Source organism: Candidatus Nomurabacteria bacterium, from assembly GCA_020632395.1.
GTDB lineage: Bacteria > Patescibacteriota > Dojkabacteria > SC72 > JAHDCA01 > JACKFQ01.
Genome location: JACKFQ010000002.1, coordinates 93,779 through 119,623 on the forward strand (window position 1 = coordinate 93,779; position 25,845 = coordinate 119,623).

General features: G+C 39.6%; 23 protein-coding genes and 1 tRNA gene. 8 read left to right on the plus strand and 16 right to left on the minus strand.

The window, feature by feature from the left end; genetic code table 11:
• Positions 1-74: 74 nt before the first annotated feature.
• Together H6763_02505 and H6763_02510 are read right to left on the minus strand one after the other, a co-directional pair.
• Entirely contained in the window at positions 75-1,304 is a 1,230-nt protein-coding gene (locus tag H6763_02505) for an ABC transporter permease (GenBank protein ID MCB9803678.1), read from the minus strand.
• A gap of 1 nt (position 1,305) precedes the next feature.
• On the minus strand, positions 1,306-2,205 hold the full coding sequence (locus H6763_02510; protein ID MCB9803679.1) for an ATP-binding cassette domain-containing protein: 900 nt from the start codon (positions 2,203-2,205) through the stop codon (positions 1,306-1,308).
• Positions 2,206-2,416: 211 nt separating this feature from the next.
• Here H6763_02510 and H6763_02515 point away from each other — a divergent pair, with 211 nt between their 5' ends.
• Positions 2,417-5,677 (plus strand): hypothetical protein, encoded by a 3,261-nt coding sequence (locus H6763_02515; protein ID MCB9803680.1) that lies wholly within the window; start codon positions 2,417-2,419, stop codon positions 5,675-5,677.
• A gap of 28 nt (positions 5,678-5,705) precedes the next feature.
• Here the strand turns inward: H6763_02515 and H6763_02520 are convergent, their stop codons facing one another.
• Entirely contained in the window at positions 5,706-7,364 is a 1,659-nt protein-coding gene (locus tag H6763_02520) for a hypothetical protein (GenBank protein ID MCB9803681.1), read from the minus strand.
• Between the two features lie 195 nt (positions 7,365-7,559).
• Here H6763_02520 and H6763_02525 point away from each other — a divergent pair, with 195 nt between their 5' ends.
• Positions 7,560-8,237 carry an SDR family NAD(P)-dependent oxidoreductase gene (locus H6763_02525; GenBank protein MCB9803682.1) on the plus strand — a complete coding sequence of 226 codons (678 nt, stop codon included), beginning with the start codon at positions 7,560-7,562 and terminating at the stop codon, positions 8,235-8,237.
• A 169-nt stretch (positions 8,238-8,406) separates the two neighbouring features.
• Here H6763_02525 and H6763_02530 read toward each other — a convergent pair whose 3' ends face one another.
• Positions 8,407-9,654 (minus strand): exo-alpha-sialidase, encoded by a 1,248-nt coding sequence (locus H6763_02530; GenBank protein MCB9803683.1) that lies wholly within the window; start codon positions 9,652-9,654, stop codon positions 8,407-8,409.
• 130 nt (positions 9,655-9,784) lie between these two features.
• Here H6763_02530 and H6763_02535 point away from each other — a divergent pair, with 130 nt between their 5' ends.
• Positions 9,785-11,986 (plus strand): hypothetical protein, encoded by a 2,202-nt coding sequence (locus H6763_02535; GenBank protein MCB9803684.1) that lies wholly within the window; start codon positions 9,785-9,787, stop codon positions 11,984-11,986.
• A 166-nt stretch (positions 11,987-12,152) separates the two neighbouring features.
• Here H6763_02535 and H6763_02540 read toward each other — a convergent pair whose 3' ends face one another.
• The 3 genes from H6763_02540 to H6763_02550 all read right to left on the minus strand — a co-directional run bounded on the left by H6763_02540 (position 12,153) and on the right by H6763_02550 (position 13,740).
• Entirely contained in the window at positions 12,153-12,590 is a 438-nt protein-coding gene (locus H6763_02540; protein MCB9803685.1) for a GNAT family N-acetyltransferase, read from the minus strand.
• A gap of 305 nt (positions 12,591-12,895) precedes the next feature.
• A tRNA-Pro gene (locus tag H6763_02545) sits at positions 12,896-12,969 on the minus strand.
• 99 nt (positions 12,970-13,068) lie between these two features.
• A complete protein-coding gene (locus tag H6763_02550) occupies positions 13,069-13,740 on the minus strand; it encodes a hypothetical protein (protein ID MCB9803686.1) in 672 nt (223 codons plus the stop codon).
• Positions 13,741-13,863: 123 nt separating this feature from the next.
• Here H6763_02550 and H6763_02555 point away from each other — a divergent pair, with 123 nt between their 5' ends.
• From H6763_02555 to miaA, 5 genes are read left to right on the plus strand one after another with little or no spacing between them, the layout of a single operon-like run.
• Positions 13,864-15,144: a DUF3048 domain-containing protein gene (locus tag H6763_02555; protein ID MCB9803687.1), complete on the plus strand. Its 1,281-nt coding sequence runs from the start codon at positions 13,864-13,866 to the stop codon at positions 15,142-15,144.
• A gap of 17 nt (positions 15,145-15,161) precedes the next feature.
• Entirely contained in the window at positions 15,162-15,734 is a 573-nt protein-coding gene (locus H6763_02560) for a hypothetical protein (GenBank protein MCB9803688.1), read from the plus strand.
• Position 15,735: 1 nt separating this feature from the next.
• Positions 15,736-17,115, plus strand: a complete 1,380-nt coding sequence (locus H6763_02565; protein ID MCB9803689.1) for a hypothetical protein — start codon at positions 15,736-15,738, stop codon at positions 17,113-17,115.
• Positions 17,112-17,636: a hypothetical protein gene (locus H6763_02570; GenBank protein MCB9803690.1), complete on the plus strand. Its 525-nt coding sequence runs from the start codon at positions 17,112-17,114 to the stop codon at positions 17,634-17,636. Before H6763_02565 ends, H6763_02570 begins: the two co-directional genes overlap by 4 nt.
• Entirely contained in the window at positions 17,633-18,520 is an 888-nt protein-coding gene (miaA, locus tag H6763_02575; protein MCB9803691.1) for a tRNA (adenosine(37)-N6)-dimethylallyltransferase MiaA, read from the plus strand. Before H6763_02570 ends, miaA begins: the two co-directional genes overlap by 4 nt.
• Here miaA and H6763_02580 read toward each other — a convergent pair.
• The 9 genes from H6763_02580 to trmD form a co-directional block, all read right to left on the minus strand.
• Positions 18,490-19,044: a 2'-5' RNA ligase family protein gene (locus H6763_02580; protein ID MCB9803692.1), complete on the minus strand. Its 555-nt coding sequence runs from the start codon at positions 19,042-19,044 to the stop codon at positions 18,490-18,492. The genes miaA and H6763_02580 overlap by 31 nt on opposite strands.
• Positions 19,044-20,312, minus strand: coding sequence for a serine--tRNA ligase (serS, locus tag H6763_02585; GenBank protein MCB9803693.1), 1,269 nt, complete (start codon positions 20,310-20,312; stop codon positions 19,044-19,046). Before serS ends, H6763_02580 begins: the two co-directional genes overlap by 1 nt.
• Positions 20,313-20,348: 36 nt before the next feature.
• Positions 20,349-20,900, minus strand: a complete 552-nt coding sequence (locus H6763_02590) for an HDIG domain-containing protein (GenBank protein MCB9803694.1) — start codon at positions 20,898-20,900, stop codon at positions 20,349-20,351.
• A gap of 66 nt (positions 20,901-20,966) precedes the next feature.
• Positions 20,967-21,791, minus strand: coding sequence for an ABC-2 family transporter protein (locus H6763_02595; GenBank protein ID MCB9803695.1), 825 nt, complete (start codon positions 21,789-21,791; stop codon positions 20,967-20,969).
• Complete coding sequence (locus H6763_02600) at positions 21,772-22,590, minus strand: ABC-2 family transporter protein (GenBank protein MCB9803696.1); 819 nt, start codon at positions 22,588-22,590, stop codon at positions 21,772-21,774. The genes H6763_02595 and H6763_02600 overlap by 20 nt, the downstream gene beginning before the upstream one ends.
• Positions 22,591-23,184 carry a hypothetical protein gene (locus tag H6763_02605; GenBank protein MCB9803697.1) on the minus strand — a complete coding sequence of 198 codons (594 nt, stop codon included), beginning with the start codon at positions 23,182-23,184 and terminating at the stop codon, positions 22,591-22,593.
• Between the two features lie 30 nt (positions 23,185-23,214).
• Positions 23,215-24,549: a hypothetical protein gene (locus tag H6763_02610; GenBank protein ID MCB9803698.1), complete on the minus strand. Its 1,335-nt coding sequence runs from the start codon at positions 24,547-24,549 to the stop codon at positions 23,215-23,217.
• A gap of 18 nt (positions 24,550-24,567) precedes the next feature.
• Positions 24,568-25,032, minus strand: coding sequence for a GreA/GreB family elongation factor (locus tag H6763_02615; protein MCB9803699.1), 465 nt, complete (start codon positions 25,030-25,032; stop codon positions 24,568-24,570).
• A gap of 78 nt (positions 25,033-25,110) precedes the next feature.
• Positions 25,111-25,806, minus strand: a complete 696-nt coding sequence (gene trmD, locus H6763_02620) for a tRNA (guanosine(37)-N1)-methyltransferase TrmD (protein MCB9803700.1) — start codon at positions 25,804-25,806, stop codon at positions 25,111-25,113.
• Positions 25,807-25,845: the final 39 nt, after the last annotated feature.

The following is a 25,845-nucleotide window of genomic DNA, read 5'->3' on the forward strand; positions in this document are numbered from 1 at the left end:
TTCGTGAGTACTTTCTGGTATGTCCTATTCGATACTTTAAGAGAGTCCTGCAGAGAGGATCCCACCAATACTTACTAAGATCCCCTGCTCTTATACCATTCTTTGAGAGTATCAAAGGAGATCCTCTGCCCAAACTCCAATGCACCAAGTTCAAAAAGCTTTAAAGCGATGAAATAGCTAATGATCAACTGCAATATCAGAGCAACTATCGATGCAACAATTTCGAATGAAGATAAGACTCCTATACCATTCCTAAAGAGCAATATCAAAGGAGAAGAAATCGGTACATAACTTAAAATTAGAGCAAGGGTTCCATCAGGATCCGCTATCAAGAAACCTATCATATACAAAGGAAGTATCGCCAACATTATAAATACAGAAGAAAAACTCTGCGATTCTTTGAGGGTTGGCATTGCCGCTCCCACACCAACCATGATATTAGCTAGTATCACAAAGCCAAGAAATGCATATAAAAATGAAGGTATGGCCTGTACCGGGTCGATACTTATCTGACTTACATCTATAGGTAATGAGGCATCCGAGATCTTTAACCCCATAACCCCTAAAGTTATCAGAAGTGTGATCTGAGTCACAACAATACCTATCAAGCCTAGCAATTTCCCTTTTATAAGATCATCTGAGCGAATAGAGGTGAGTATGATCTCCATCATTCTCGACTCTTTTTCTTCTGCCACACTTGCCAGGAGATAACTCGTGCCAGATGTTATCATCAAAAAATATATTACAAATGCTCCGATCGGAACTATGTAATCTTCAACTTTTTCCTCTACCTTTTCGCCATTTTCATATACATTCAGCTCTACTCCGGGAGGTGTTTCTAAGATCAGATACTGCGTCTGGTCAAGGGTCGAAAGCACAGAGCTACGTAATAAAGCTACTGCTGTGCTATTGTACTGATTATTCTCTATCACATTGAGATTGATCCTGTAGATCTCGATCTTTCCTTTGCCTTCCAGAAGCGACTGAGGATAATAAAAGAATACTGAGGCACCACCATCCAAAACGATCTCTTTCCCCTCCTCGATCGTAGAGACGAACTCCACACCTTCTCCTTGTACTGCTTCGGTATCAATTAGACCAGTTTCATCAAGTACCAATAATACATTATCCTTGTCGAATTTCTGGATCTCTTCGAATTTCTGCTGTGCCGTTTCTGCTGAGAACGTATTTAGTAACGAGACAATAACTATCAAAATTGGCAATAACAGGGTAGAAAGCCAAAAACTCTTCTTCCTTACTACAGTTATGTATTCTCTTTTAGCGACAAGTAGTAGTTTGTTCATTTTAGTTATTGCCTTTCATTATATCTATGAAGATCTGCTCAATAGTAGGTAAATATCGCTCAAACGATCTGATCTTCACCCCTTCATTTAATAGTTTCTTTAAAACTTCATTATCCTCTGCTGGTTTTACTGTTCTTACTAAATACCCTTCTCTAAAAGGGGTTGTACTGATACCGTCAATCTTAGGTATAGTTGTACCTTCAGGGATCACGATGTAGTACGATCCATCTGCAGCTTCTTCTCTGACCTTGTTTACACTCCCGTCCAGCGCAATACGACCGTTATGCAGTATGCCAACTTTGTTCGCGACTTTTTCGACCTCTTCTAATATGTGAGTACTAAATAGTACGGTTGTGCCATTATCTCGTAGCTCCATGATCATATCTATCAGAAGTTTTCTATTTACAGGATCAAGACCTTTTGTAGGCTCATCTAGTATAAGAAGTTTTGGTTGGTGGATGAGAGCTAAACCAAGCTGAACCTTCTGTTGTTGCCCAGATGATAGTTTTCTGATCTCTTGCGACCCCTTTTCTGCAATTCCCACACTTTCAAGATACTCTCTCGATGCTGTTGTAGCATCCTTCTTGCTCATACCTTTCAAAGTAGCGTGATACACTAGGGCATCTAATGTTCTCATACCCAAATACAGTCCTCTTTCTTCAGGAAGATAGCCTAAGATATGTGCTTGTTTCTCTGTATATCTTTGGCCATAAACAAGGAGCTCTCCTTGATAGATAGTATAGATGTTCAATAAGCATCTGATCGTTGTGGTTTTACCTGATCCGTTAGCACCTATCAGGGCATAAACTTCACCAGAGTCTATCTGAAGATCCATTTGTTTGATAACTTCTTTATTTCCGAAAGATTTATGGAATTTTGAAATATCGACTGCATGGTTCACGATAATATTGGTCTGTAATACAAGATATTGGGTCTAATTATGATTATAATACAAAATGATGTGGGTGTCAGAACTTTCTATCGGCATACAAGTATGTATATCTCCGAGCATTTAGCTTCATTTATAAATTCACAAAAAAGTGCTGATCGTAAACTTGGATTGAGTAGGCAAAGGTGATAAATTAGTATAAACATTCTCAATTATTCCAACTATGGTGTCCAAAAGTAAACAGAAAAAACGATCAAAAAACAAACAGTTCGAACTAAGGATGATACTTTTGGGGATTGTATCACTCACTCTGTTTCTAGTTTCCTTACTCATATATCTCTATAAAAGTGAGTCGATAATTGATAAATACAACATCATTGCAAGTGATTTCTCTGACAGTTCCTTCTCAATATCCTTCAGCACATTACAACCTAAGTATTTTCAAGCAGTCCTTTTAACCGAAGGAGAGGGGATCTCAAAACTGATATCTTCAAAAGCTACATCAGAGACTGAAGATATCAGGATCATCGAAAGAGTTTCTGATACTTTCAAACCCGGATATTATACCCATTATTACACATTCAAAAAAATAGATCCTAATGAGAGCTATCGGGTCGCATTAAAGGACTCTACGGGGAGATTATGGAAGACTGATAAAGTTATCTTCCCAGAGGATTGGGAGGAGAGACATAAGGTTCAGAAAGGTGACTCTGATCCATTGCCACTTTCAGGTTCTGTATCCTATGAAGGTGAATTTGTTCAAGGTGCATTGGTTTATGCAACATATAATGGCATTACGATCTCAACGATCACAGCTGAAGAAGGTAAGTTCGTTTTAGAAGCTGCAAAATTTGGTTTACACGGATCTGACTTTGAAGACACACTGTCAATACCTATAAACGTAGACCTATCATATCTAGGTGGCTACGACACCTCACTCACATACACCACAGAAGAACTTAGTAGTAGGACAGAAAAAGATCTAGGACTCATCTGGAGTACAAGAAGTATGGACTGGGGATCAGATATCATGCCGAAGAAAAAAAGTGAAAATCTTCTTGTCTCAGAGGTCTATGCCTGCTCTGCCGGACAAACAAGGATCTGTCGCTCTGATACGAGTCGTGGGAGAGCTTGTTTACCAGGTAGTACCTGTGCATGGGAGGTCGATGAAGAAGGTTACCCTATCATCTGTTCATGCACATCACAAAGCTCAGGTTCCTCTGGTACTGCTGGAAATTCGACATCAACATCAGCTCCTGACATGTCTAACGCCGGATGGGAGAATGGTGTACCGGAGGTTGGAGGGAGTACACCTCTTGATAGTCAGCTATGTGAATATAAATGTTCGGTAGCATGCTCGTCAGAGCACTCTGATGGAAATTGGTATGGTCAATGTGGTAACCCCGACAAAAGCGATGCAGGTATAGACACTTGCACTTGTATAAAGCTCGAGGGAGAGATGAGTAGCTATACAACACCAGCATATGACCCTAATCAGTTCGGTTCTGGGCAAGGAGGTTTCAATTGCCCAGCTGGTCAAGATATCTATGTGTCAAAGCCCGGGGTGATTTTTTGTGTACCTGCAGATGCACCTAAGGTAGGTTACAAGGTCGACCCATCTTTAGTACAGATATTCACAGCGATCAAAGAGGCGATCGAGTCTGTCGGGGTCAAGGCTGGACTGATCACGGGAGGTTTTGGAGGAGGAGGAGGATCATACACAACTGACAAAAGTGGAAGACCCGTCATAAGGTTAGATTGGAATGAGCCGAATGTTGCATTAACAGCTGCTCATGAAGCGATGCACCAGGCTGGTGATCAGGCAGCCTCTTGTTATAGGAGTTTACCCGTGATACATAAAGAATTTTGTGCAGATTACTGTTCCTTGAGCACACCCTTAGAGATTGGTTATGCATTTAAGTATAAAGGATCCTATAGACTTCCAATGGAGATCGCTTCAGAAGAGTGGTATGGAGGTGAGACAGATCTGGATGCGATAAGAAATAGTCAACGATATAAGAATGACTGCCTAGATCCTGACGGTATGTGCCGAGGAGGAATATGCGACATTGTGAATAAGGTGAATATAACAGATGTTGTAGGGAGACGTTACGCACAAACCCATAATGAATACAGTGACGGTGTGAGGGGTTTGGAATATGTGGGGTCTGGAATAAAGAGGAATTGGAATCTACCAGATGATGATACTGTAGGAAGCGATGATCCTGCGATCTCTGAAACAGATACTTTCGATCCTGATCGTGATGAACCTGCATCAAATGAAGCTGTTTCTAATACAGACACCCCGGTTTGTACCTATGAAGAGGTGGGAGAGATCATTTATGAATTTAAGAATGCATACTATTACGAGATACTCAGTAGTATGCCACCAGGTACAGAAGTCGATACAGAGGACCTGTTAGACTGGTTGTTAGAAAAGATCACAGATTACTATGGTTATGATCAGAACAAAGCGCAGTGCATAATTGATCATCTTGACCAGTACCCAAATCTACTGCATTTTGATTCGTTACTTGTTTGGGATGACACAAAAGATGCTTATATAGTGACCACAAACAGTATGGGTTTTGCTGATTTTGCAGGATTGATAGAGAATGGATTTGATTTGCTTGATCCTTCAGATCTAGACGAGCAAACAAGTTATTCCTTGCCCGCTATACCGAGAGTAGATACCTCTGGACTTTATGAGATCTATTCAGCTTTTCCAATCGATTACGATTCCGAGACAGGATCATTTTTGATCAGTTACGATCCGGATGTAGAAACTCAATCGGAAAGTCTGTTGCAGAAAGCTTATGCAAGCGAACCGACTGTTCATCAGATCGACCCTTCCAATGCAAAGATGTTTCTATTTACGGATACAAATGAGAATCAAAAATACGATCCAGAGGGAGAGCAAATCGAGAAATTTGCAGGTATACCTATCATAATAAAACGGGCGCCCGAACAAACCCAACATAGCTATCAATTGAACAAGGGTTTGAACATGATAGCGTTTCCTTTCGAAGCTGAAAGTTTTACAGCAAAATCACTATTAGATAAAATAAACACACAAGGTGGAGATGCAACAGAGATATCCACGATACGAGATGGTACCTGGCAGGTTTATAAGAAATCCAAATTTGTAGATTACACATATAAGGACTTCCCTATTGAGATCGGAAAAGGATATTTCGTATTTACTGAACGGGATTCTACTCTACATCTGTGGGGCAATGAAGTTGACTTTACATATGAGATCTTCTCTGGATATGGGAGTGTGGGTTTCTCGGATACTCTGATCGAACAGTATAAGACCGCATATGGATTACTCCTCGCTGATAGTCAGATATATGAGATCACAAAATATAAGGATGGAAAATTCTATTCCGTTATCAGATCCGATGGTGACATATTTGGGTATGATTATGACCTCTCAAAATATGAAGGGTATTTCATTAGAAAATTACGATCTTCAAACTGATTGGAGAAACTGATCAGTAAAGCAAATTCTACAGATCAACCAGAGAGTTGTATGTCACATTAGTAAGATTTGGTGTGCATCCACTATTCAGAAATAAACCTGTTGTGGTACCGAAGAAATCAGTATTACTGATCGTTGGATTGCATGTAACATTTGTTATATAGCCACCGTACGTCGTCCCTACCCCTGTTGCTGTAAAATCAGAACCCGATATTGAGGGGGAAGATGTTTCGACATATAAAGCATAAGAGGTCGGAGACGAGTCGATATTCTCAATATTTACAGATGTATTTGTGACTGATACTGGGGTCTTGTTTATTCTCACACCATATACCGTTCCATCTGATGATTTATTTATATTTATAGTTGAATCTGTAATTGATGAGGAGTTTATGATCCCATAAAATCCATACGTCGTAGTTCCACTCCCAGTTACTGACAAATTAGCAACTACATTATCTATCAACATAGTATTTCCAGATGATACCGGATAGAACAATCCTACTGATTTGGTCGCAGAAGTGTAATTTATCACACTATCATAGATCCGGGTCTGTGCTGCCGAATTCGTATATATGATCTTATCAATAGTATTATTCGAAGTAGCATTATTTGTAATTGTGATATCTGAATCATACATACTGAAATTCGAAGCCCAGAAGGTATTCACAATACCAACATCGTCTCTTGTGCCAGAGCCACTTTTTACTTCAAGAGCAATATTCATATTATAAAATCTACCTCCTCCTGCATTATGAGTTATCGCATATAATCCATCTCCTGCAGGAGGTTGCTTAGCGTTTACGGTTACATTATTAGCTATCATAAAGCTACCTGTCCTAGTCAAAAGTGGGTATATAGGTCCAGTATTTGTATCGATCTCGATATTCACATTCTTTACATAACAAGGATTTGCAGCACGACGAGAATATGCATCGATTGGTGCCCACCAGGATATGTTTCCCGACCGTTTTATCGTTAGATCACGTATACTTGAGGAGTTACTCATATATGCATTATTTAACAATACGGTCTTTCCGACACCAGATCCTCTAACTTCGACATATTCCTTTATATCGATACTTTCATTATATGTGCCAGGCATAACAAAGATAGTGTAACTCTTGGTTGCTGAGCTATCAGTGATCGAATTCATTGCAGAAGTGATTGTAGTATAGGTTTGTCCTGATCCGACAACAATAATATCTTCATCATTCACAGTGATAGGAGTTTGATCAGTTGGGATGAAGATCCCATCGATCATTGCAGTTCGTTGGTTAGAACCTTTTACCTTCACCTCATAACCAGTCCCTAAGCTATCATCCTCAACATCTGGGGATATTGGAATATCGACTACATAATCAGGGATCAAGTCGTCTAAACTGATCATGCCTCTGGATTCACATTCGGATCTTGGCACACCACTCTTACAAACTTCTTTGTATATTGAGCTAACCCCCTCAGGATAACCGCTATTATCGATCAGATACTGGTCTATCGCACTATACAGAGCATTTAATTCATTCTTAGTCTCTGAGACCTTTGCGGACTCGTACATCTTTGTTGGATTTATTGCAATAGCAACAACAGCACCCAATAATGCTATCAAACCGACAACGACCAAGATCTCGATAAAAGTAAATGCTGGATATGTTTTCGAATGCTTTAAAAAATATATATTATTCATATAATCTTGTTGTCTCACTGTACAAAGGCAGCAGATAAATGAACTATATCAGTACAATTTTAAAGGAATGATCAAATAATTACAAAAGTTTTTCATAGAGCCTACTTGCAAAGCGCGATACTAACTGCTATCAAAGGATATCTTTCGTATTAGGTAAGTTGGGATCAGGGATTAAATTATTCTTAATACAACTGTATGAACGAACCGCAAAATAACAATCGCATAGTACTGATCACAGGTACAAGTCGAGGAATTGGACTTGCCACAGCAAACACATTTTTACAGAAGGGGTATACAGTTCTGGGGACATCAACAAGTGGTAGATCCCCTATCTCTCATGATCATTTTAAAGCATATGAGCTTGATCTGTCGTCTCAAGATTCAATAGATTCTCTAACTAAAAAACTATTAGATGAAGGAAAACAGATCGATCATCTAATAAACAATGCTGCAATAATGATAGATCAGCAAGATGGGAAAATCGACATGAAAAGATTGCGGGATACTGTTGAAGTGAATTTATACGGTACAATATCATTAACAGAAGGATCGATCCCTATGCTTCGTACAGGAGGCTCGATCATCAATATCTCGTCAGAATTAGCCTCATTATCTCAAAGGATGACTAATAGAGCATACTCTTACAGGATCTCAAAAACAGCTTTGAATATGTATACTTTGACATTGAGTCAGAGGCTGGAGGAGAAAGGGATCAGAGTATATAGCTTTGCTCCGGGATGGGTTAAAACGGACATGGGTGGTGAGAATGCCCTCAGAGATCCAGAAGAACCTGCCTTAGAGATCTTCAGACTCAGTACATCCGAACAGAGGTCCGGGTATTTCTATGAAGTAGATAGTGTACGAGATTGGTAAAAGATGTGTGATACTATCAAACTGTTGACCCGATCGATCACCCAAGATAACAAATATCTTTCAAAGCAGTGACCAGATCTTTAGGTGGTCTATCTTCGACATTTAAAACTGAAACCCCCTCTTCAGATATTCTCTGTTTAGAGGGGGTTATTTCAGCTTTCGGTAACAATTAGTCGTCAATCTCTACAAAAAGAACCTGTCCAGCTGAGTATATTGACATACCAACACCAAAGTCGGTCTTAACTAGATCCAAACCTAATTTGGTATCTCTACTATTGGTGTTATATACTAACTCAGGGGAAACCCAATTGATCCCATCAGTGGAACGAGCTCTGACCAACTTACCAACTGAATTCAGGTAAGTTTGCCAGTAGGCTTCAATAACCCCTGACTCACGTACATAGAGTTCTACTGCACCTTGATAGTTATCAGGTCCACCTTCGATCACTGTAAGATTTTGTGTCCCATAAGGATCGATCCTAAGTAGTTGTATTTCAGAAGAAGAATTTGCAGCATCGACAGTTGCCCAACCATATAGTCTATCTCCATTTGGAAGGAATATCTGATCAACATCAACAGAATAATCACCATGAAAACCAGAATAGATCTTGTTTATCACTCGACCACTCTTCGAATAGACATCTGTTATCCTCTCAGTATTTCCAGAATCAAGCGTTGTCCATGTCGTAACAATTCCGGTTTTCTTCGAGTACTCAACATCTACAGAGATCTCATCTATGAAAGGTGATGTTTCCTTTGACACTCTCTTCAAGTCTTTCCATTCACCTGTCAGAGGATCGAAACGAGTTTCATAGATCCTAAAATTCCCTGTATTACCTTCATACAAGGAAAAAGCTGCAAAAAATGTGCAAGAATCAGTAGAAGAAACTGCAGTATTTCTGAAACGAGGAGGTCCTGCGAGAAGCATATCCTCTAATTGAATTTCCTCACCACCTGTAACCTTAGTAGCTGGCAGGTTTAATCTCGTTATGCTCCATGTCTTTCCGAGATCCTTTGATTCCGACAGATAAGCAAAAAAACTGTTGTGTACAGTTGAATACATACTTGATGCAACTACAAGGGTATCCTTACATATATGTAAAGATGGGTACTGACTATAGTTCTCATCTGTTGAAAGAAGAACATTCTGACCCCACTCTGTACTTCCAGCTTTCCTAGTGCTGTAATACAACTTACTTGGATTCTCAAAATCTCTGGAATCCTTCCAGACCGCATGTAGATTTCCATACTGATCCTGTACAACTTCAGCATGAGAGTCCACCATGTAGTCTGTAGCTGGTGGGGTATCATTGATCACGGAAACTCTGACTCCTTCGGACGAATCTCCAGCATACAGAGGTGATACCGTAGAAAGCACCACTGCTACAAGGGAGAGAAATGAAATAAATTTTCGCATATGCGAATAGTAAAAATTTAGATAGGATAATAAACGAATATCTATGATTAAAGTAACATACAGGGGTGCAATACCTTTCTCGATGATAACCTATAGTGTACAATTCTGATCGAATTAATGATATTAAGTTATGAACACTGAGCAATTCGTTCCAGGTGAATATGGTGTATCTATTTCCGACAGGGTTCTCGGTCGGTTAATTGAGGTATTTGGATCTGCGGCTTTAACTGGGTCTCAAGATTCTCAATGGCATATTTACCCTAATTCACACGAAGCATTAGATGGTATATCACATACGATAACATATGAGCAGATACAGGCATTCTCACCTGCCATGCTTCTCGTGCTGTTACTGATAATAGAAGAATCTGATGAAGAGTCTTATCTTGCTGCTATGGAAAATCAAGCATATAGGCCAACATATACCAGAACAGCTGAGACTGATGAAGAATTGAATCCTGATTTGGATGAAGTACCGCAGAACCATGCCAGAGGTCTCATTCAAGATCTTTTAGCTTTGAAACTACGTGACACTGACATGGTCCCTGGATTTGCAAATGATGTTGCGAGATATCTCTCAACAGACCCTGCTTTATCAGAAGCATCCATTAGAAGATCATTCTGGGAAATACAGGCTGCTTTCTATCAGATTCTGGACGATGATCGGGAACTATTTGAGAAAAACCTTAGATGTTTCTTGGATCGATCATATGTGATCGATCCCAATTGGGGTCTAGTCGTTGATACCTTCCTCAACTCAAAACTCGAATTTGAAAAGATCCCACCTGAAGCATTCGAAGCTAAAGAAATAACTATTTTTTCAAGAAACCAGGATATTTTTGATTATGTTATCGATTACCTACTCCATCATATAAGGACCCAAAGTCTAACCAGAAAACAAGTAGACAATATAGTATCCTTACTACTACACAATTACATGGCTGGTAATGATGTGATGATTGCTTTTGATATGCTCATACGTCGGAGAGGAGCAAATTTTGATATCCTTGTTTTCGCTAAAAAGAATCCAACAGTCTCAAAAAAGATACTAGAACACATATTTCATTTACTTTTAACAGAACCAGACACAAATTATCCTGTTGATGTTCAAAAGACCTTGGTAGAGGGATGGATACTTCTAGTTAGATTACCTGTTTTAAAAATATGTCAAATACCTTTTGCTAAAGAAATCTTAGAAAAATATGCGTCTAGTCTAAAGATACCCCCTAGTGTAGCAGTCGGATTGCTTACTAAACGGCAAGATACTCAACAGGTGTTAGTCTCTTCAGACTCTGAGGAAGAATGCCAAGAATCTAGGAGAATACCAGCAACACATTATCTGCCTACTGAAATTACTACCAGATTAATCTCACATTTTCAGTGGGAAGAGCTTTCAACTGTAGGAATAGATCTTGATAAACTCTCGCTCGTGCAAGTTTTCCAATTAATTTTCTGGTTTTGGACAAATGGATATGATTTCGACATATATTATGGTATTCCCGCCCAAAACCCAGATCGATCTATCCCAATTTTTGTAAAAAACCTGTCGAAACATCTGGAGCATCTATTGAAAAGATCAAATGCTGGGGAGCTTGATTCATTTTGTCAGGTTCTTGCAGAAAAGTTGAACCATGGTGAACCTACAGCAGGTATCAATCCATACATATACGCAGACACCGTCTCAAGATTTCTTGTAGAGTACATAGAACCAGAGCTGAGACTTACGTTGTTGAAATCATTACAATGTGTAGATTACCCAACCGCCATAGTTTTAGCCCACAACCTTAACATGGAACAAGAGCTATACCAAAACCCTCCTGACCAGAAAATCCCTGTAATAAACGCGATCCGTTCTGATGCAGAGTTCTCACTCAACGTTCTAAGGACGATTATCGACAATAACCATGAGTATCCAAACACTCCATCTCATGTCTACTTGTTACTGCTACGAAAATCACTTTTTCCCCGAGGAAACAAACTTTTTACAATGACGGATAAGACACTCTTACGGAAAATATTGGGAAAAGTAGAACGTTCTGATCGAAACCAAATTCTCGATGAGCTAATAGAAAGAATATTTTGGACATATTCCCAACAAACCCAAGACCTGTTAAGGCTTTCGGCTTTCCTCGAGCTAGCTACGCCATCAGAGGTATATGCTTTTTATAGAAAACTTTATTTCATAGGTCAGGAGGATCCTAGAATGAGAGAACATGTTCTTAAACATACGAAATTATTGATGGGTACGTTACCTATAGCAAATAAGATTGCTATGGCGTCTAAGTCGCTCCCGCGACCTTACGGTCGGGGTTTCGGCTCTTCATTCAAATGAAGGATATTCATACTGAAAAGTGTTCCGGAGTAAATGTACAGATGCCTTGTGTATAGTGGTAATTCGTGTCAACAATTCTTTATCAGGATGCAGTTCATTATCAAATACAATTTGTGTCTCAGTTAAGAAATAGAGTTTACTTCAAAGAATAAACTTTCACAAAGACTTAAGTATGATCAACAAGATCCAACCTCATAGTATAGAACGACTCACCTGGTGGGTAATCAGCGATCTCACCGATGATATAGAACCCGAAATTCATGTAAAATTCTAAAGCTTGGAAACTGTATGTTTCTAGGAAAATATACGAGCAGTTTTTCGATCGTGCAATTTTTATTGCACAGTCCAATAATTTACTTCCTATACCAGATCTTCTGTGGCGATCTTCAACGTATAGGTTCTCGATCTTCATACATTTCCAATAGATCTGTGCATGTAGACCAGCGATCAGTTCTCGTTCTGAATGCTCTTTAATATTTATGTACTGGATCGATCCATCTCTTCTGTATTCATGATGATATTTAGAGTTAACATTGTTGTAAGTTCGGATCTTATTCTTTAACCACTCTTCAAAATCTTGTTGTTGAGTATAAGTTACTTTCAAACTGATGATGTTTAGGTTAATTTGTTAATTATATTGATCTATAAATACTTTAGCGATGCTATATGAACTTTAGTTAGCCGCTTGATCCGGGCCTGCTATGCAGATCATTATCTGCGCACGATCTCCTTAGCAGCCCTTACGGACCGTCTATCGTCTGGTCGGGGAGACAGGACCATCTCGGCAAATATGCCTCGATGTATGATGCAGAATAATTCTACTGCATCATAGGTCCCTGCAGCAGGTTCAAGTCCAAATACACCATCCATACAAAGTAAACGACCACCTAACGGTGGTCATTTACTCTGTCGGGGAGACAGGACTTGAACCTGCGACCTCTTGCACCCCATGCAAGCGCTCTAGCCATCTGAACTACTCCCCGATAAGGATATTGTACATTATGAGAACGAAAATAGTAACAGGAAAAGGGCTGTGTGCCCTTTTCAAGAAATATGTTAATAGTAATGAGAGCCAATAATTATCACAACGTAACTTCAAGAATTATCCACAAGCCATCCTCTCCTCGATCATCTGTTTTCAATTCGAAACTCTTTTCTGATGTAAACGCAAATTTATAACTACTTCCGCTATCGGTAGGCATCCATGTTAGCTCAGGTAATTGATTACCCAGATCGGTCACTGTTTCTTCTTTTGCTACATAGTCTTTGACAAGATCTCCATACTCAGCCATAAGAGTTCCGTCTTCCAGCTGATAAACTTTGATCATAGGGTAAGGCTTATCTTCAGAAGCTCTTACCTTCCATTCAAACATGAATTTTCCTCCAGCAACTTCGTACGAATAACCCACTACTGATGCACCATCAGCTGAACTTGCTGTACCTATAGTCAATTCTCCTGCATCTGTCACAATCTGTTCCTCCTCAACAGGGTCTGTTGTAACGGTATCTTCATCAGGCATATCAACTACAGTATTATCTGCATCACTCCCCTCATCATCAGGCTCATCTAATACTGGGTCATCATTTTCATCTACCTTATCTCCTGTATCATCGACCTTATCATCTTCCTCTCCAACGATAGTTACGTTCTCGAAATTTTCTTCTTCAACTTTATCGTCATCTTTTCTGAACAGTCCTATCAGTAAAGCTCCTGAGAGCAGAATTACTGCAAGTACGGCGAGTTTTTTAAACATCCTTTTGGGTATGTCAATTTAGTAATTACCTTATTATACGATATGCTCTCCTCATAGCAACAAGGCAACTTTCATGGCAATTTCTAATGTGCTACTATTGTATATATAAAATGCCCAATTAGAATGAAAGAAAAGAACATCACAGTAAGTGACATCCAAGAAACACCTAAAGAAGATAAGGAGGTGCAAATATCTATCGAAGGAGAATCCCCAAAAAGAAAAAAAGCTCCTCCCACAATATTCCAAATTATTAAATCTCGATTCTTTAACCGTACAGTCGGTGTGATATTGCTTATGACAATTACTACTCTGTCTGTATTTGGATGGCTACTCTACACAGTTATCTCGTTTAATCCTCCATCATCAACTGCACTATCAAAATTCACTGAAGATTTCATCCTACCAGTGACCCTAGAACGACACCCACTTACTAGCTACGGACTGATCGAACCTTCAGAGCCCAGGATCAAAGAGAACCCTATCAATGGCAATCTACTAACGGCTTCTGAGTTCGACGAATACTCTGATAGAAGACCAGTCGCAGTGATGATCAATAACCACTATGCCGCAAGACCCAGCTCAAATCTACAGAAAGCCGATATCATCTATGAAACCCTCGTAGAATCAGGAATTACCCGTCATATGGCAGTGTTTTGGCAAAATGCAGTAACTAAGGTAGGTTCGATCAGAAGTGCAAGACAACCCTACCTAGAGTGGCTAAGCGAATATGATGCTATCTATATCCACGATGGGTATGCATCAAGTACAGATCCCCGTATCAACGCAGGTGGTAATATTTGGAACTATGATATACATTCGATATCAACACAGGGTGCATGGAGAGATAGTACAAGATTTGCTCCCCACGATGAATACTCATCTATTGCCTACGCATTAGACATTGGCGAGAAGAATGGCTGGACTGGAATGATATCCGACTTTGCACCATGGAAATTCAAGAACGACGCAACATCAGAAGAAAGAGGAGATCTCGACCGCGTGGACATCAAATTCCATACTCGGCTTACTAATGGTGGTATGTATGATGTTTCCTGGCAGTATCAGAAAAACACCAATAGTCTTCTCAGAAGTATCGGAGGTGTGCCAGATATTGACCTCGAAAGTGGCGATCAGTTACGCGCAAAGACTGTCATTATCCAAGAGACCTCAATAATTCCTTCTGGTGACGAGAAAGCACATGTGATAACCAGGACAACCGGAGAAGGTGATGCTCTGATCATCCAAGATGGGAAAGTGATCGAAGGTAAGTGGGAAAAGAAATCAAGAACAAGTAGAACTAGATACTATAATCGTGATGGTAGAGAGCTTCTTATCAATCGTGGACTGATTTGGGTAGAGATCATTTCCACAGATGACAGTTCCTTTGCTATAATAGAGCAATAATATTATCCACTTGATACATGCTAAGTAAACTCTTCATCTCAAAGGTGAGGATCAAGATGCTCAATCAATTCCTAATGGATCCCCAACAGGAGTACCATGTAAGGGGCTTGGTTCGGATACTTGAAGAGGAGATAAATGCAGTTCGAAGAGAGCTTCAGAACCTCGAATCTGCGGGTATCCTGATCTCAAAAAGGAAAGGTAATAAACTCTTCTATAAATTAGATGAAAGTTGCAGATACCTTGTGGATCTAACAAGACTTATGTATCAAGACCGAGATGACATAGTCGAGATACATACAGCAATTTCGAAAGTCTCAAATATCCAGATGGCGTTGATCACAGAGAATTACCTGAAGAACTCCTATGAACACGATTACGATATTGATATGCTGATACTCGGAGAGGTCGATGTGAATGAACTTACTGTAGCGATCAAAAAGATAGAGGAGAAGCTCGGAAAAGAATTGCGTGTGACAGTACTACATCAGAAAGATCTAGAGTTCTCATATAAGAAAAGAGATGATTTCTTGCTAAACATACTCCGGGGGGATAAAATCTTCCTGATCGGATCAGATAAAGATCTCATATGAAATGAATATCAAAATCAAACGAATATTACCTAAAAGCTTTGACCTGAAACGGTATTCCGTGATCTTAGGCTTATCACTTATCACTACGATAATGCTCGCATCAGCACTTATAGCTATGCCATATACAGAAAAGATCTCCTCCAAACTTCAATACGATCTAAACCTAAAAGAGAACAGCTACAAAGCACGAAGGTACACAGTAGAATTAGATCTGACAAATGAAGATCCTGATAAAGTGGAACAGAAGATCGTACGCACCAAAGATATCATAATGAAACGATTACTGGATTACGGTGTTGAGAGCGTTTCGATCACTGAAGCAAATGATACAGATCCATCAGACGACATTACAGCTGAAGTATCAAATGAAGGCATACCCGTCGAAACAACCGGATTGCAGGATGACACATCAGGCGATAAAGAACAGAAGCGATATCTTGATATACAGGTAGATACATCAAAAGATATCGACATAATAAGTCAGATCATCAGATCTAGATCTTTTATACGGATAGTCACCCCAAAGGAAGATGTTGATTTTAACAATCCCGATGACCAGATAGCCCAGTATTTACCTGATAATTATAATGATACTAAGTTCACAAGATATTCCTTTCGAAATATTGCCATAAAAGAACTACCTACCTCGACAGGAGGTACTGCATATTTTGGTATATATAAAGTCAATCCAACAGACAAAGGGGACTTCCTTGATCTACTGGACAAATATGCAGGACAGCGGATCGGTATAGAGATAGATGGTTTCGTATCGCCCACTTTAGTACCCTCACAATTTGACCGAGGTGCTCAAACAAATAGAAGTGTCAACCCCGAGTTTGCTCCTGTAGTTGGTCAGAACAGATCTGAAGCTCAGATAGCAGACATCCTTCTCAATAGTGGTGTTATACCATTGCAATATAGTGTGACCGACGAAGTAGATCTTGCATCTTCCGTTATAAAACCCGACTACCCTACTGCATTATTTGCTATCTTGGCTGGTGTGATCGCAACTATCGGATTTATTGGATTTAGAAATAGAAAAGAGCAGGAGGAAACAGTTATCTTCTTCCTTTCTGCGATAGGTACTCTAAGCGTTTGGATCACCTATCTTAAATTCTTCTATCTGCCAGTAGATCTAGATGTAATGATCCTTACAGGATTTATATTGATCTATCTTGTAAAGCTATTTACATATAGACGTAAGGGAACTTTCGAATTGGAAATTGTCGTATTAGCGACATCAATAATGTTCGTATGGCTAACAGGAGGTTATACAGACCTACTAGCCAAGGCTGTGCTAGAAGTGGCGTTATTTGCGCTCATTATAGTCAATATGATGGGCTACTACATCAATAATATCAGGAGATACCTACTGAAATGATAGACAGCTTAATAAGACTGTTCGATATGACAACTTGGTATGAACTCAAAATACTGATCGGTGCATCTCTGATCATATCTGTGACATTCTCAGCATTCAATTATTATAAGAGTAGATCATACAAGCTGACCGCTTTTCCGATGTTATCACTTCTTTTCTCAATGATGACATTCCTACTGCTCTCATATCTAAACGAGAAGCTGTTTGGCGAAATGGAAGGTGGTTATCTACAGGCAGGATTTTTCCTCACATTCATGATCACAACGCTTAATTGTGCGATCTATATTTTTGAATACTCATCAGAGATAAAAAAGAAATCTTTTGATCCTGATCATGTAAATAGACATCATTTTGCTTCAACATTAAATACAGTAGTTATGATGGTGTTACTCGGGGTATCTTTTGGATTTTTCACTCCAACAGTACTTGGACAGACAGTTGTCATCACCGCTTTATCATCGATCATAACTGTAGCACTGAATCATCTGTATGCATTTAGATCGATCCGTGACGATCAATGAGCTCTGACAAGAGCATAAAACACCCTATCATCGTGCTAACGGGTTGTACTGCATCTGGGAAGTCCTCAATGGCCCTAGAACTTGCAAAACAGTACAAATGGCCCATCATCAACGCCGACAGCAAACAGGTCTACAAAGAGCTTTCTATCGGCACAGATAAACCTATTGCTGACAAAATCATATCTGATCGACATTGGATCGTATCTGAAGTTGATCACTATCTCTATGGGTATGTAAGCCTAACTGAGGGTTACAATGTATCAAGATATCAGGCTGATGTTAGCTCTCTACTACACAACACCACAACAACTGCCTTAATGGTTGGAGGAACCGGATTATATATCGATGCTGTGACAATGGGATTTCAACTTCCTGCCACGACTAATGATCCTGAAGATCTGTCTGACAGATCTATCGAAGATCTACATTCGATGCTCGGAAAAAAGACCCTCGCGTTAAATCCTTCAGATAAAATGAATCGCCGAAGACTGATCCGACTGATAGAAAGCTCCGGTATGAGAGGTTCAAAAAAAGAACCACTCGATCACCTGTATCTTGTCCTCGATCGCACCAAAGAGGATCTAAGAAGACGATCAGAGCAAAGAATTGATGAGATGTTCAATAATGGTCTCCCAGAGGAGGCAGAAACTTTGAAAGAGCTGATCTGTAGCAAAGATGGTGTCAATGTGATCGGATATAAGGAATTTAGGGAATATTTTGAAGGAAAGATCTCGTTAATACAGGTCAAGCAGAACATACTAACGCATACAAGACAGTATGCAAAGCGTCAACGGACATGGTTTAGACGAAGAAAAGATGCGATCTTCATCAAGAACATAAGTGAAGCTAGGTCTCAGATAGAAAATTTCTTTAACGATCGATAGCTACCCTTTTCTGAGTGTACTAAGTGGAATGCATCTACATCAAATCGAATTTCCTTTAGTATACTGCTGTTAAGTTCGTCTAATGAATGAGAAAGGTTTCTGTACTCCTCCTCTGACAGATCTTTCCTTACCCTTCCAAGTGTAATATGTGGAATAAACTTTCTATCTCTCCTATATCCAAGCTTTTTGGATAGGTCGTATACTAATTCTCGTAATTCTTCCGCTCCATCAAAAACTGGCATAAATACCAACTCCTTATTCTGTCTTGATATCCCCAATCTAACCTGTCGTACAGAGATCTTAAAGGACTTTCGTTTAAAATACCTTAATTTCAGGTTTAGGAGCTGTCTTTGTATTAGATTGAATTTTGGTCCAAAGAAAAGAAGTGTTATGTGGTAGCTGTTCCTGTCAACGTAGTTGACAGGAACAGCTTGATTGTCGAAGACCTTTCCTGCCTCAGCCAAGGTCTTGCTTATTTTCAGACAAGTTTCTTTATCTGGGAAAACGCCAAGGAAATAGTTCATCACCTAGATATCTTATCCTTACCGATAAATTCTCTCAATACTTCTGGAATTGTGATCGATCCATCTGGGTTCTGATATGTCTCGACTATGGCAACCATCAATCGACTGGTTGCTAGACCAGAAGCGTTCAATGAATGCATCAATTTTGGTTTACCACCATCTGTTGGTCGATATCTCATATTTCCCCTACGGGTTTGGTAATCCCGAGCATTCGATATCGAGCTAACTTCGATATATCGGTCAAGTACAGGCAAATAAACCTCGATGTCATATGTCTTTGCCATACCTGCAGAACAGTCTCCTGCAGCTAACTTCATGACGTTGTGGTGTAACCCCAATTTTTCAACCAGATTTGCCGCCTTATTCACTAATTCTATAAATGCCTCATCTGAGCCTTCTTCTGTTGTATATTGAAACATTTCTACTTTATTGAACTGATGCATTCTGATCAATCCTCTCTCATTTGCACGATAACTCCCTGCCTCTTTTCGATAACACGGAGTGTATGCAAATAGTTTTCGAGGTAGCTCTGCCTCTTCCAAGATCTCATCTCTGTATAGGTTGGCAAGTGCGGTTTCGGCAGTAGGGAGAAGACACGAGCCATCCGTTGTCCAATATACATCATCTCTAAACTTCGGAAGTTGACCTGCTACATAGGCTGATTGTTCAGTAAGGAGATGTGGTGGTAGTATCATTGTATAGCCATCTCTCACATGTTCTCTGATAAAAAACTGCAACAGTGCCCACTCGAGCAAGGCTCCATCTCCGACATACATTGCCATCTGGGCACCTCCTAACTTTGCTGCCCTCTCAAAATCAAAGATCCCTAATTCATCTGCAAGTACGGTGTGATCCTTCAACTCAAAGTCGAATGTCGGTTTCTCACCAAATGTTCTTTCTATCTGATTATTCTCTTTTTCTCCCGGTAGAACATCATCATCCGGAATATTCGGAAGTATCTCTACAGCATGTGTGAGTGCCTCATCAGCTGTTTTCACCTGATCTTCGGCCTCTTTCACCTCCGATGATTTTGCTTTGAGGTCAGCCACGAGTTTCTTGAACTCATCACTACCTTTATCTGTACTGGCCATCTTTTCATTATAAGAGTTCTGTTCAGCTCTTAGCTGTTCAAATCTCTTAAGTGCTTCTTGCTTCTTGTCGTAAAGATCTATCACTCCTTCCAGATCAAGATCTTTTAGATCCATTCTTTTCAGCAGAGCATTTCTGACATATTCGGTTTCATTGATTATTCGCTTAATATCTATCATTTGAGTACTAGTAAAATTTATGATCGAAAAGGATAACTACTTTAGCCCCAGCTCGTTCTTGATCCCTCTCATGGCGTTGATGACAGTTTCTATATGTTCATCGAGTGTGACTCCCAGTTCAGAGATACCGATCTCTATATCTTCTCGTTTTACACCTTTTGCAAATGCCTTATCTTTAAGCTTCTTCTTGACCGATTTTACCTCAAGGTCTGAGATCTGTCTCGGCCTAGGTAATGCACATGCTACTATAAATCCTGTTAGTTCATCAACTGCAAAAAGAGCCTTGGCCATTAAGGTTGGCCGAGAGAGTGGCAATCCTCCGTCTACATGTCCAACTATTGCCTGGATCACATCCTCACCGATGCCTTTACTTCTTAGTAACTGATATCCCCATTCTGATGGATGTTCATTACCCATCTTCTCATAATCAAAGTCGTGTAAAAGTCCTGTTATAGCCCATCTTTCTTCATCTTCGCCATATTTGCGTGCATACGCGCGCATAGCACACTCCACAGCAAGCATGTGTTTAACAAGATTTTCATTTTTTGTGTATTCTTTCACCAGTTGTAATGCTTCATCTCTACTCATGATATCCTGTCGATGATATAAAACTATTTAGCTATTATAATGCAAATGAGAACAGTTGTAAGCTATCTAACCGCCAGCACTTGTATATGATCTGATAGAGAAGTTCCATACCTGTAGAGCTATGAACAGTGTTGTCACAGCAGCAATGATAGAGAACCAAACAAAGTCCCATGTATATGTACCTGATAGCAGACGTGTTGGAACTACTGCTATGAATGCGATAGGAAATATTGTGAACATGAGGATCTTTATATTCTGAGAGAATATATCGATCGGAAATGATCCTACTTTGCTTATACCCTTTAAGAATTCGAGGATTCCGTTCTTCACTGATATGAAATTCATCGCAGCAACAGAAATGTTCAAGGAGAACCATACTATAAAGGCTGACAGCAGACAGATGATCGAACCCAATATCCCTATCCATGTAATCTCGTTCATATGACGGATCACATAGTATCCAACCATAAGAATTCCGGGAACCGCTGGTATCGCATCATCTATAAAGAACTCCATTAAGCTGGCAGAAAATACCGAACCAGTAGGATAAAGCAACAAAAGATCAAATTCCCCCCGCAACACTTTCTCTTCTAATCTCCAAAGGTTCACATTGAATATTCCCCAACCGAGATAAATGACAATATTGTAAAACCCTACCAAGAGATAGTACTCATCTACTGTCCATCCTCGGATATATTCACTTTCAGCAAATACAGATCTGATCAGAAGTACTTGGATCGCAACGATCAGAAACATCCTAACTACTTTTGAAAAAAACTCGAATCGATATGTCATGGCCTTGGTGAGGCTTTTACGCAAAACTGCAAACCAAACTTTTGGGTAGTAGATGAGCAGTGTTCTCATTGTTGTTTTATATCCCTTCAGCCTCATATCTGCGAATCGCCATTTTATATGTAAATTGGTAGATAAAAGATAGTGCCACTAGCCAAAAAAGTGCTATACCGAAGCCTCTACCTATCTGATCATGAGTAAGATCTCCAGATATGATCTCTATGGGAAATGAGAGTACATATCTGAACGGTAGCATCTCAAACAGGAAAAAGGCTCCAACAGCTAGCACTTTGAGCGGGATATACTCTCCGGAGAGTATTGATACAAAATTTATGTATAAAGCTCGTAGACCGTATATCTGTTTGCTGAAGAAAGCTACTAAAGCGAAGATATTGCCCAGTATGAAATTCATGATATATCCGATCAGTAGTGCGAAAAGAAATAGGGTAAAAGAGTTGGGCGTGAGCTCATAACTTATTAGGTCTCTAAATAGATAGTAACCGACCAAAAGAAATGGCAGTATAAGAAGTAATCGAATGGTCCTAATTGCCATACTCATACCTAGCATTTCAGACATATAGCTGAACGGTTTGACCAGATATTTTGAGAATTCTCCTTTGATTATTGAATTTGATATGAACTGTATAGACCAATCTTGTGTCAGTCTGCCAACTATCGTAACCATAAAGTAGTATGATACCATCTGATCTGCAGTAAAGTCCCTATCTCCCGTACTTGCAACAACACTCCAAAGGGTTGCGAATATCAACGGCTGTGTGGCATCAGAGATCACCCACAGAAGGATCTGCCATCGATAGGTCAGTTCAGAAGAAATGCCCATCTTGAACTCCATCAAGGCTACTTTAAAGAATTGTGCGATCCTTGAGATTGTTTCCATTTATGTAAATCTGATCTGTTCACTCTCTAATATACCATCCTTCTTGTTCAGGGAGGTCCTTCTCTTTATTCTGTTTCGTTTCTTTTCTTCGTTTTTTTGCGTTCTTTCACCTTTGTCAGGATCATCATTTGGAGATCTTTTGACTTTCACTGATCTACTTTTTTTAGATATTGCATCAGGTTCTTTCTGAGCGCTCTTCCCTTCGTTCGATATTTTAGCTTTATTACCTTTATTCTTTTTTCGTGTACCCTTTTTACGAGGTTTGCTTGCTGATTGGTCTTGTTTTGTGACTATATCATCTGTCTTTCCTGCTTCTTTTCTCTCATTCTCAAGCTCTTTCAATTTCCACATAAACAATTTCCCTCTATTTTTTGCATTTGGATAATCTACAGCAAATGAAAATGCCTGCATTATCAATGCACGAGGTTTCTCTTTTGCGAGTTTGATGTATAAAGATGACCTTGCGGTATCCTCTAATTTTGAGGCGATACGAAGTCCGAAATCTTGATATTCTCTACTAACATACTTTCGTCTTTCGACGAAGTCTTTGATAAGATCATCTTTACTGGATATCAATTTCTTTATGGATTCCATTACGTCCTTTATTTTTCAGGGGTAGCCTGATCACTTCAGTTTCGGGAGTCGATCAAACACTGCAAAATCTCCGTATTCTTTCAGTAATTTGTTGGCATCGTCTTCATCTCCCTGTTCCATTATTCTCAATGTGAGGTGTGATAATGCCTCGAGATCTGATGCTAGCTGAGTGTAGTCGATTGCCATCTTCCCATCTTCGACTTTGAATGCTCCAGATCGGAATCCGATATTGAACATAACAGCGAATCCTTTTGCATAATCCAATAGAGCCCCACTCTCTTGATAATGATTACACATATCTGTCGCAAATATAGCAAAGGCCATTAACAGATCTTGATACTGTTCTAGCGTACTAAATCCATTCAGTATGTGGTATTTTGCACTATCTAAACCTACTGCGTGTGCATTCAACTCACGAATGAAATCGTAATTCGATTTGAGTCGGCTCTCTGTACTAGAGAATTTTACCGTACCTTCAGCGATCTCATGTAATGCAACCCAATTGAACATTGCTGCACGAAGTTTCTCCACATGCTCTTCGTCACAGTTGTCACAGAAGAATTTCATCAGTGGAACATGTCTCTTATCAAATTTCATACTCATAGATGTTGTGAAAACAACAACTTTTGTACCGTATTTCTTAACAAGCTCGGGTTCATTTGGTAGGTTAGCACTAGAAACTAAATGTGTTGATTGCCTACCTGCAAACATCAATACATCATCTATACGTACTTGTATCTGATTTTTCTCTAATTTTGAACCAAAAGATGTTTCTGGCTGAGGGAGTCTGATGTTCTTCATCACATCTATCATATTCAGGATATCTTGGGTGGCTGTTTGATTCAACACACGCAGATTGAACTGGAATGTTTTCTTTCTTCCTAATAGATTATCCTCATAGGTTTCAAAAGGTCCTGCTGAGAACTCGATCTTGGTTTGAGGGTTTTCTAAAAATGCAATAAGTGAAGCTTGATAATCTCCTGCCGAACAAGCCTTAATGACCTTATCAATATAGATCTTCAGATCAGGATCATCACTCGCATCCTTAGCTTGTGTAAGTAGAGCAGAGAACTCTTTGAGATCATCTCCGTACTCATCTATATAATCAACTGCTTCTAACTTCCCATTGACCCGTCTAACCAATGTAGTCCCAGAGAGTAAAGCCGGATCCTTCTCTGCGGCAGCTAAAATCTCTTCCTTGGTCGCATCCTCGGGATATACGGTCAAACGTCCTGTGTCTTGATCTACTTGGCGTTGCCAGACCTTATGGATAACATTGCCGGCTTCTAAAAGTATATCAACAACTCTTCTTTCGCTCTCAGAAAGCATGCTTTTATCATACTCGAACAATCTAACGTTCTGCATATTATCCTGGTTGAAAGATTATTTTATTTCCAATACTCGATACTCCTTTTCTACTATTCCTGTTGATACAACGACTGTATCTCCTACTCGTTTTCCGATCAAAGCACGACCCACTGGTGATTCATCAGATATCTTCTTATTGATTGGATCGGCTTCCAAGGAATTTACTATCGTATACTCTTCCTCATATTGTCCAAAACCTACCCTTACTACTGATCCTATCTCAACTTGACTAGAGTTTGGGTTATCATGAACAATATCGTAGCTTGACAGTATCTCCTTTAACTCAAGAATCCTCTTTTCTAGATATCTTTGATCCTCAAATACATCTGAAAATGTAACGTCATCCTGATCATTTGGGAGACTTCGTAGCCAATCTAAACTATCTGCTATCTTCTCTCTGCCCTTGGTTTGCAGGTCTTTTAATTCGTTCTCAAGTTGCTCGACTTTTTGGGCAGATAACTGATACTTATTTTTCTTCATTCGGCCGATCAGACAAGTTAAGTGTTCGGTCCAAGTCTGGAGTCTTAACAGATATTATATCCTTATTCGGATAGAATATTAAGACTTCTTTGCATGCTTTGTTTCTGTTATTATATCGATCCTGTTACTTCTGGTCGTTTTTTCTGACTGAGCTTTTCTCCAGGCTGTAATTCTAGCATGATTTCCTGAAAGTAACACCCCGGGAACCTTCCATCCATTAAATTCCTCAGGTCTGGTGTAATGAGGATACTCCAAAGCCCCCATTTCAAATGATTCTTCTATAGATGACTGTTCGTTTCCTAGTACACCAGGAACAAGTCTCGTCATGCCGTCAACTAACACCAATGCTGCAAGCTCACCTCCAGACAAAATATAATCTCCTATGGAAACTTCGATATCAACGAGATGCTTATGGACTCTCTCATCAAAGCCTTCATAGTGTCCGCACAATATAATATAGTGATCATCACTCGTGGTTAGCTTACGCATCAATGACTGATCGAGCCTTTTTCCACGAGGTGTAGTTAGTACGACTTTACTCTCTTCTCTCTTTAACTCTCTTAATGCCTCATAGATGGGTTCGATCCTCATAACCATTCCTGCACCACCACCGTATGGTCTATCATCCACACTCTTATGGACATCACGGGTCCATTTACGTAGGTCGTGCACAAAATAGCTTACTAACCCTTTGCTTTCTGCTATCCTACTAACACCGTATTTCAAATGATCCTCTACCTGTTCAGGGAAGATCGTGATTATGTCAAATCTCATGATCGTTAACTGAGTAACGCTGTATTATACATACTGGTT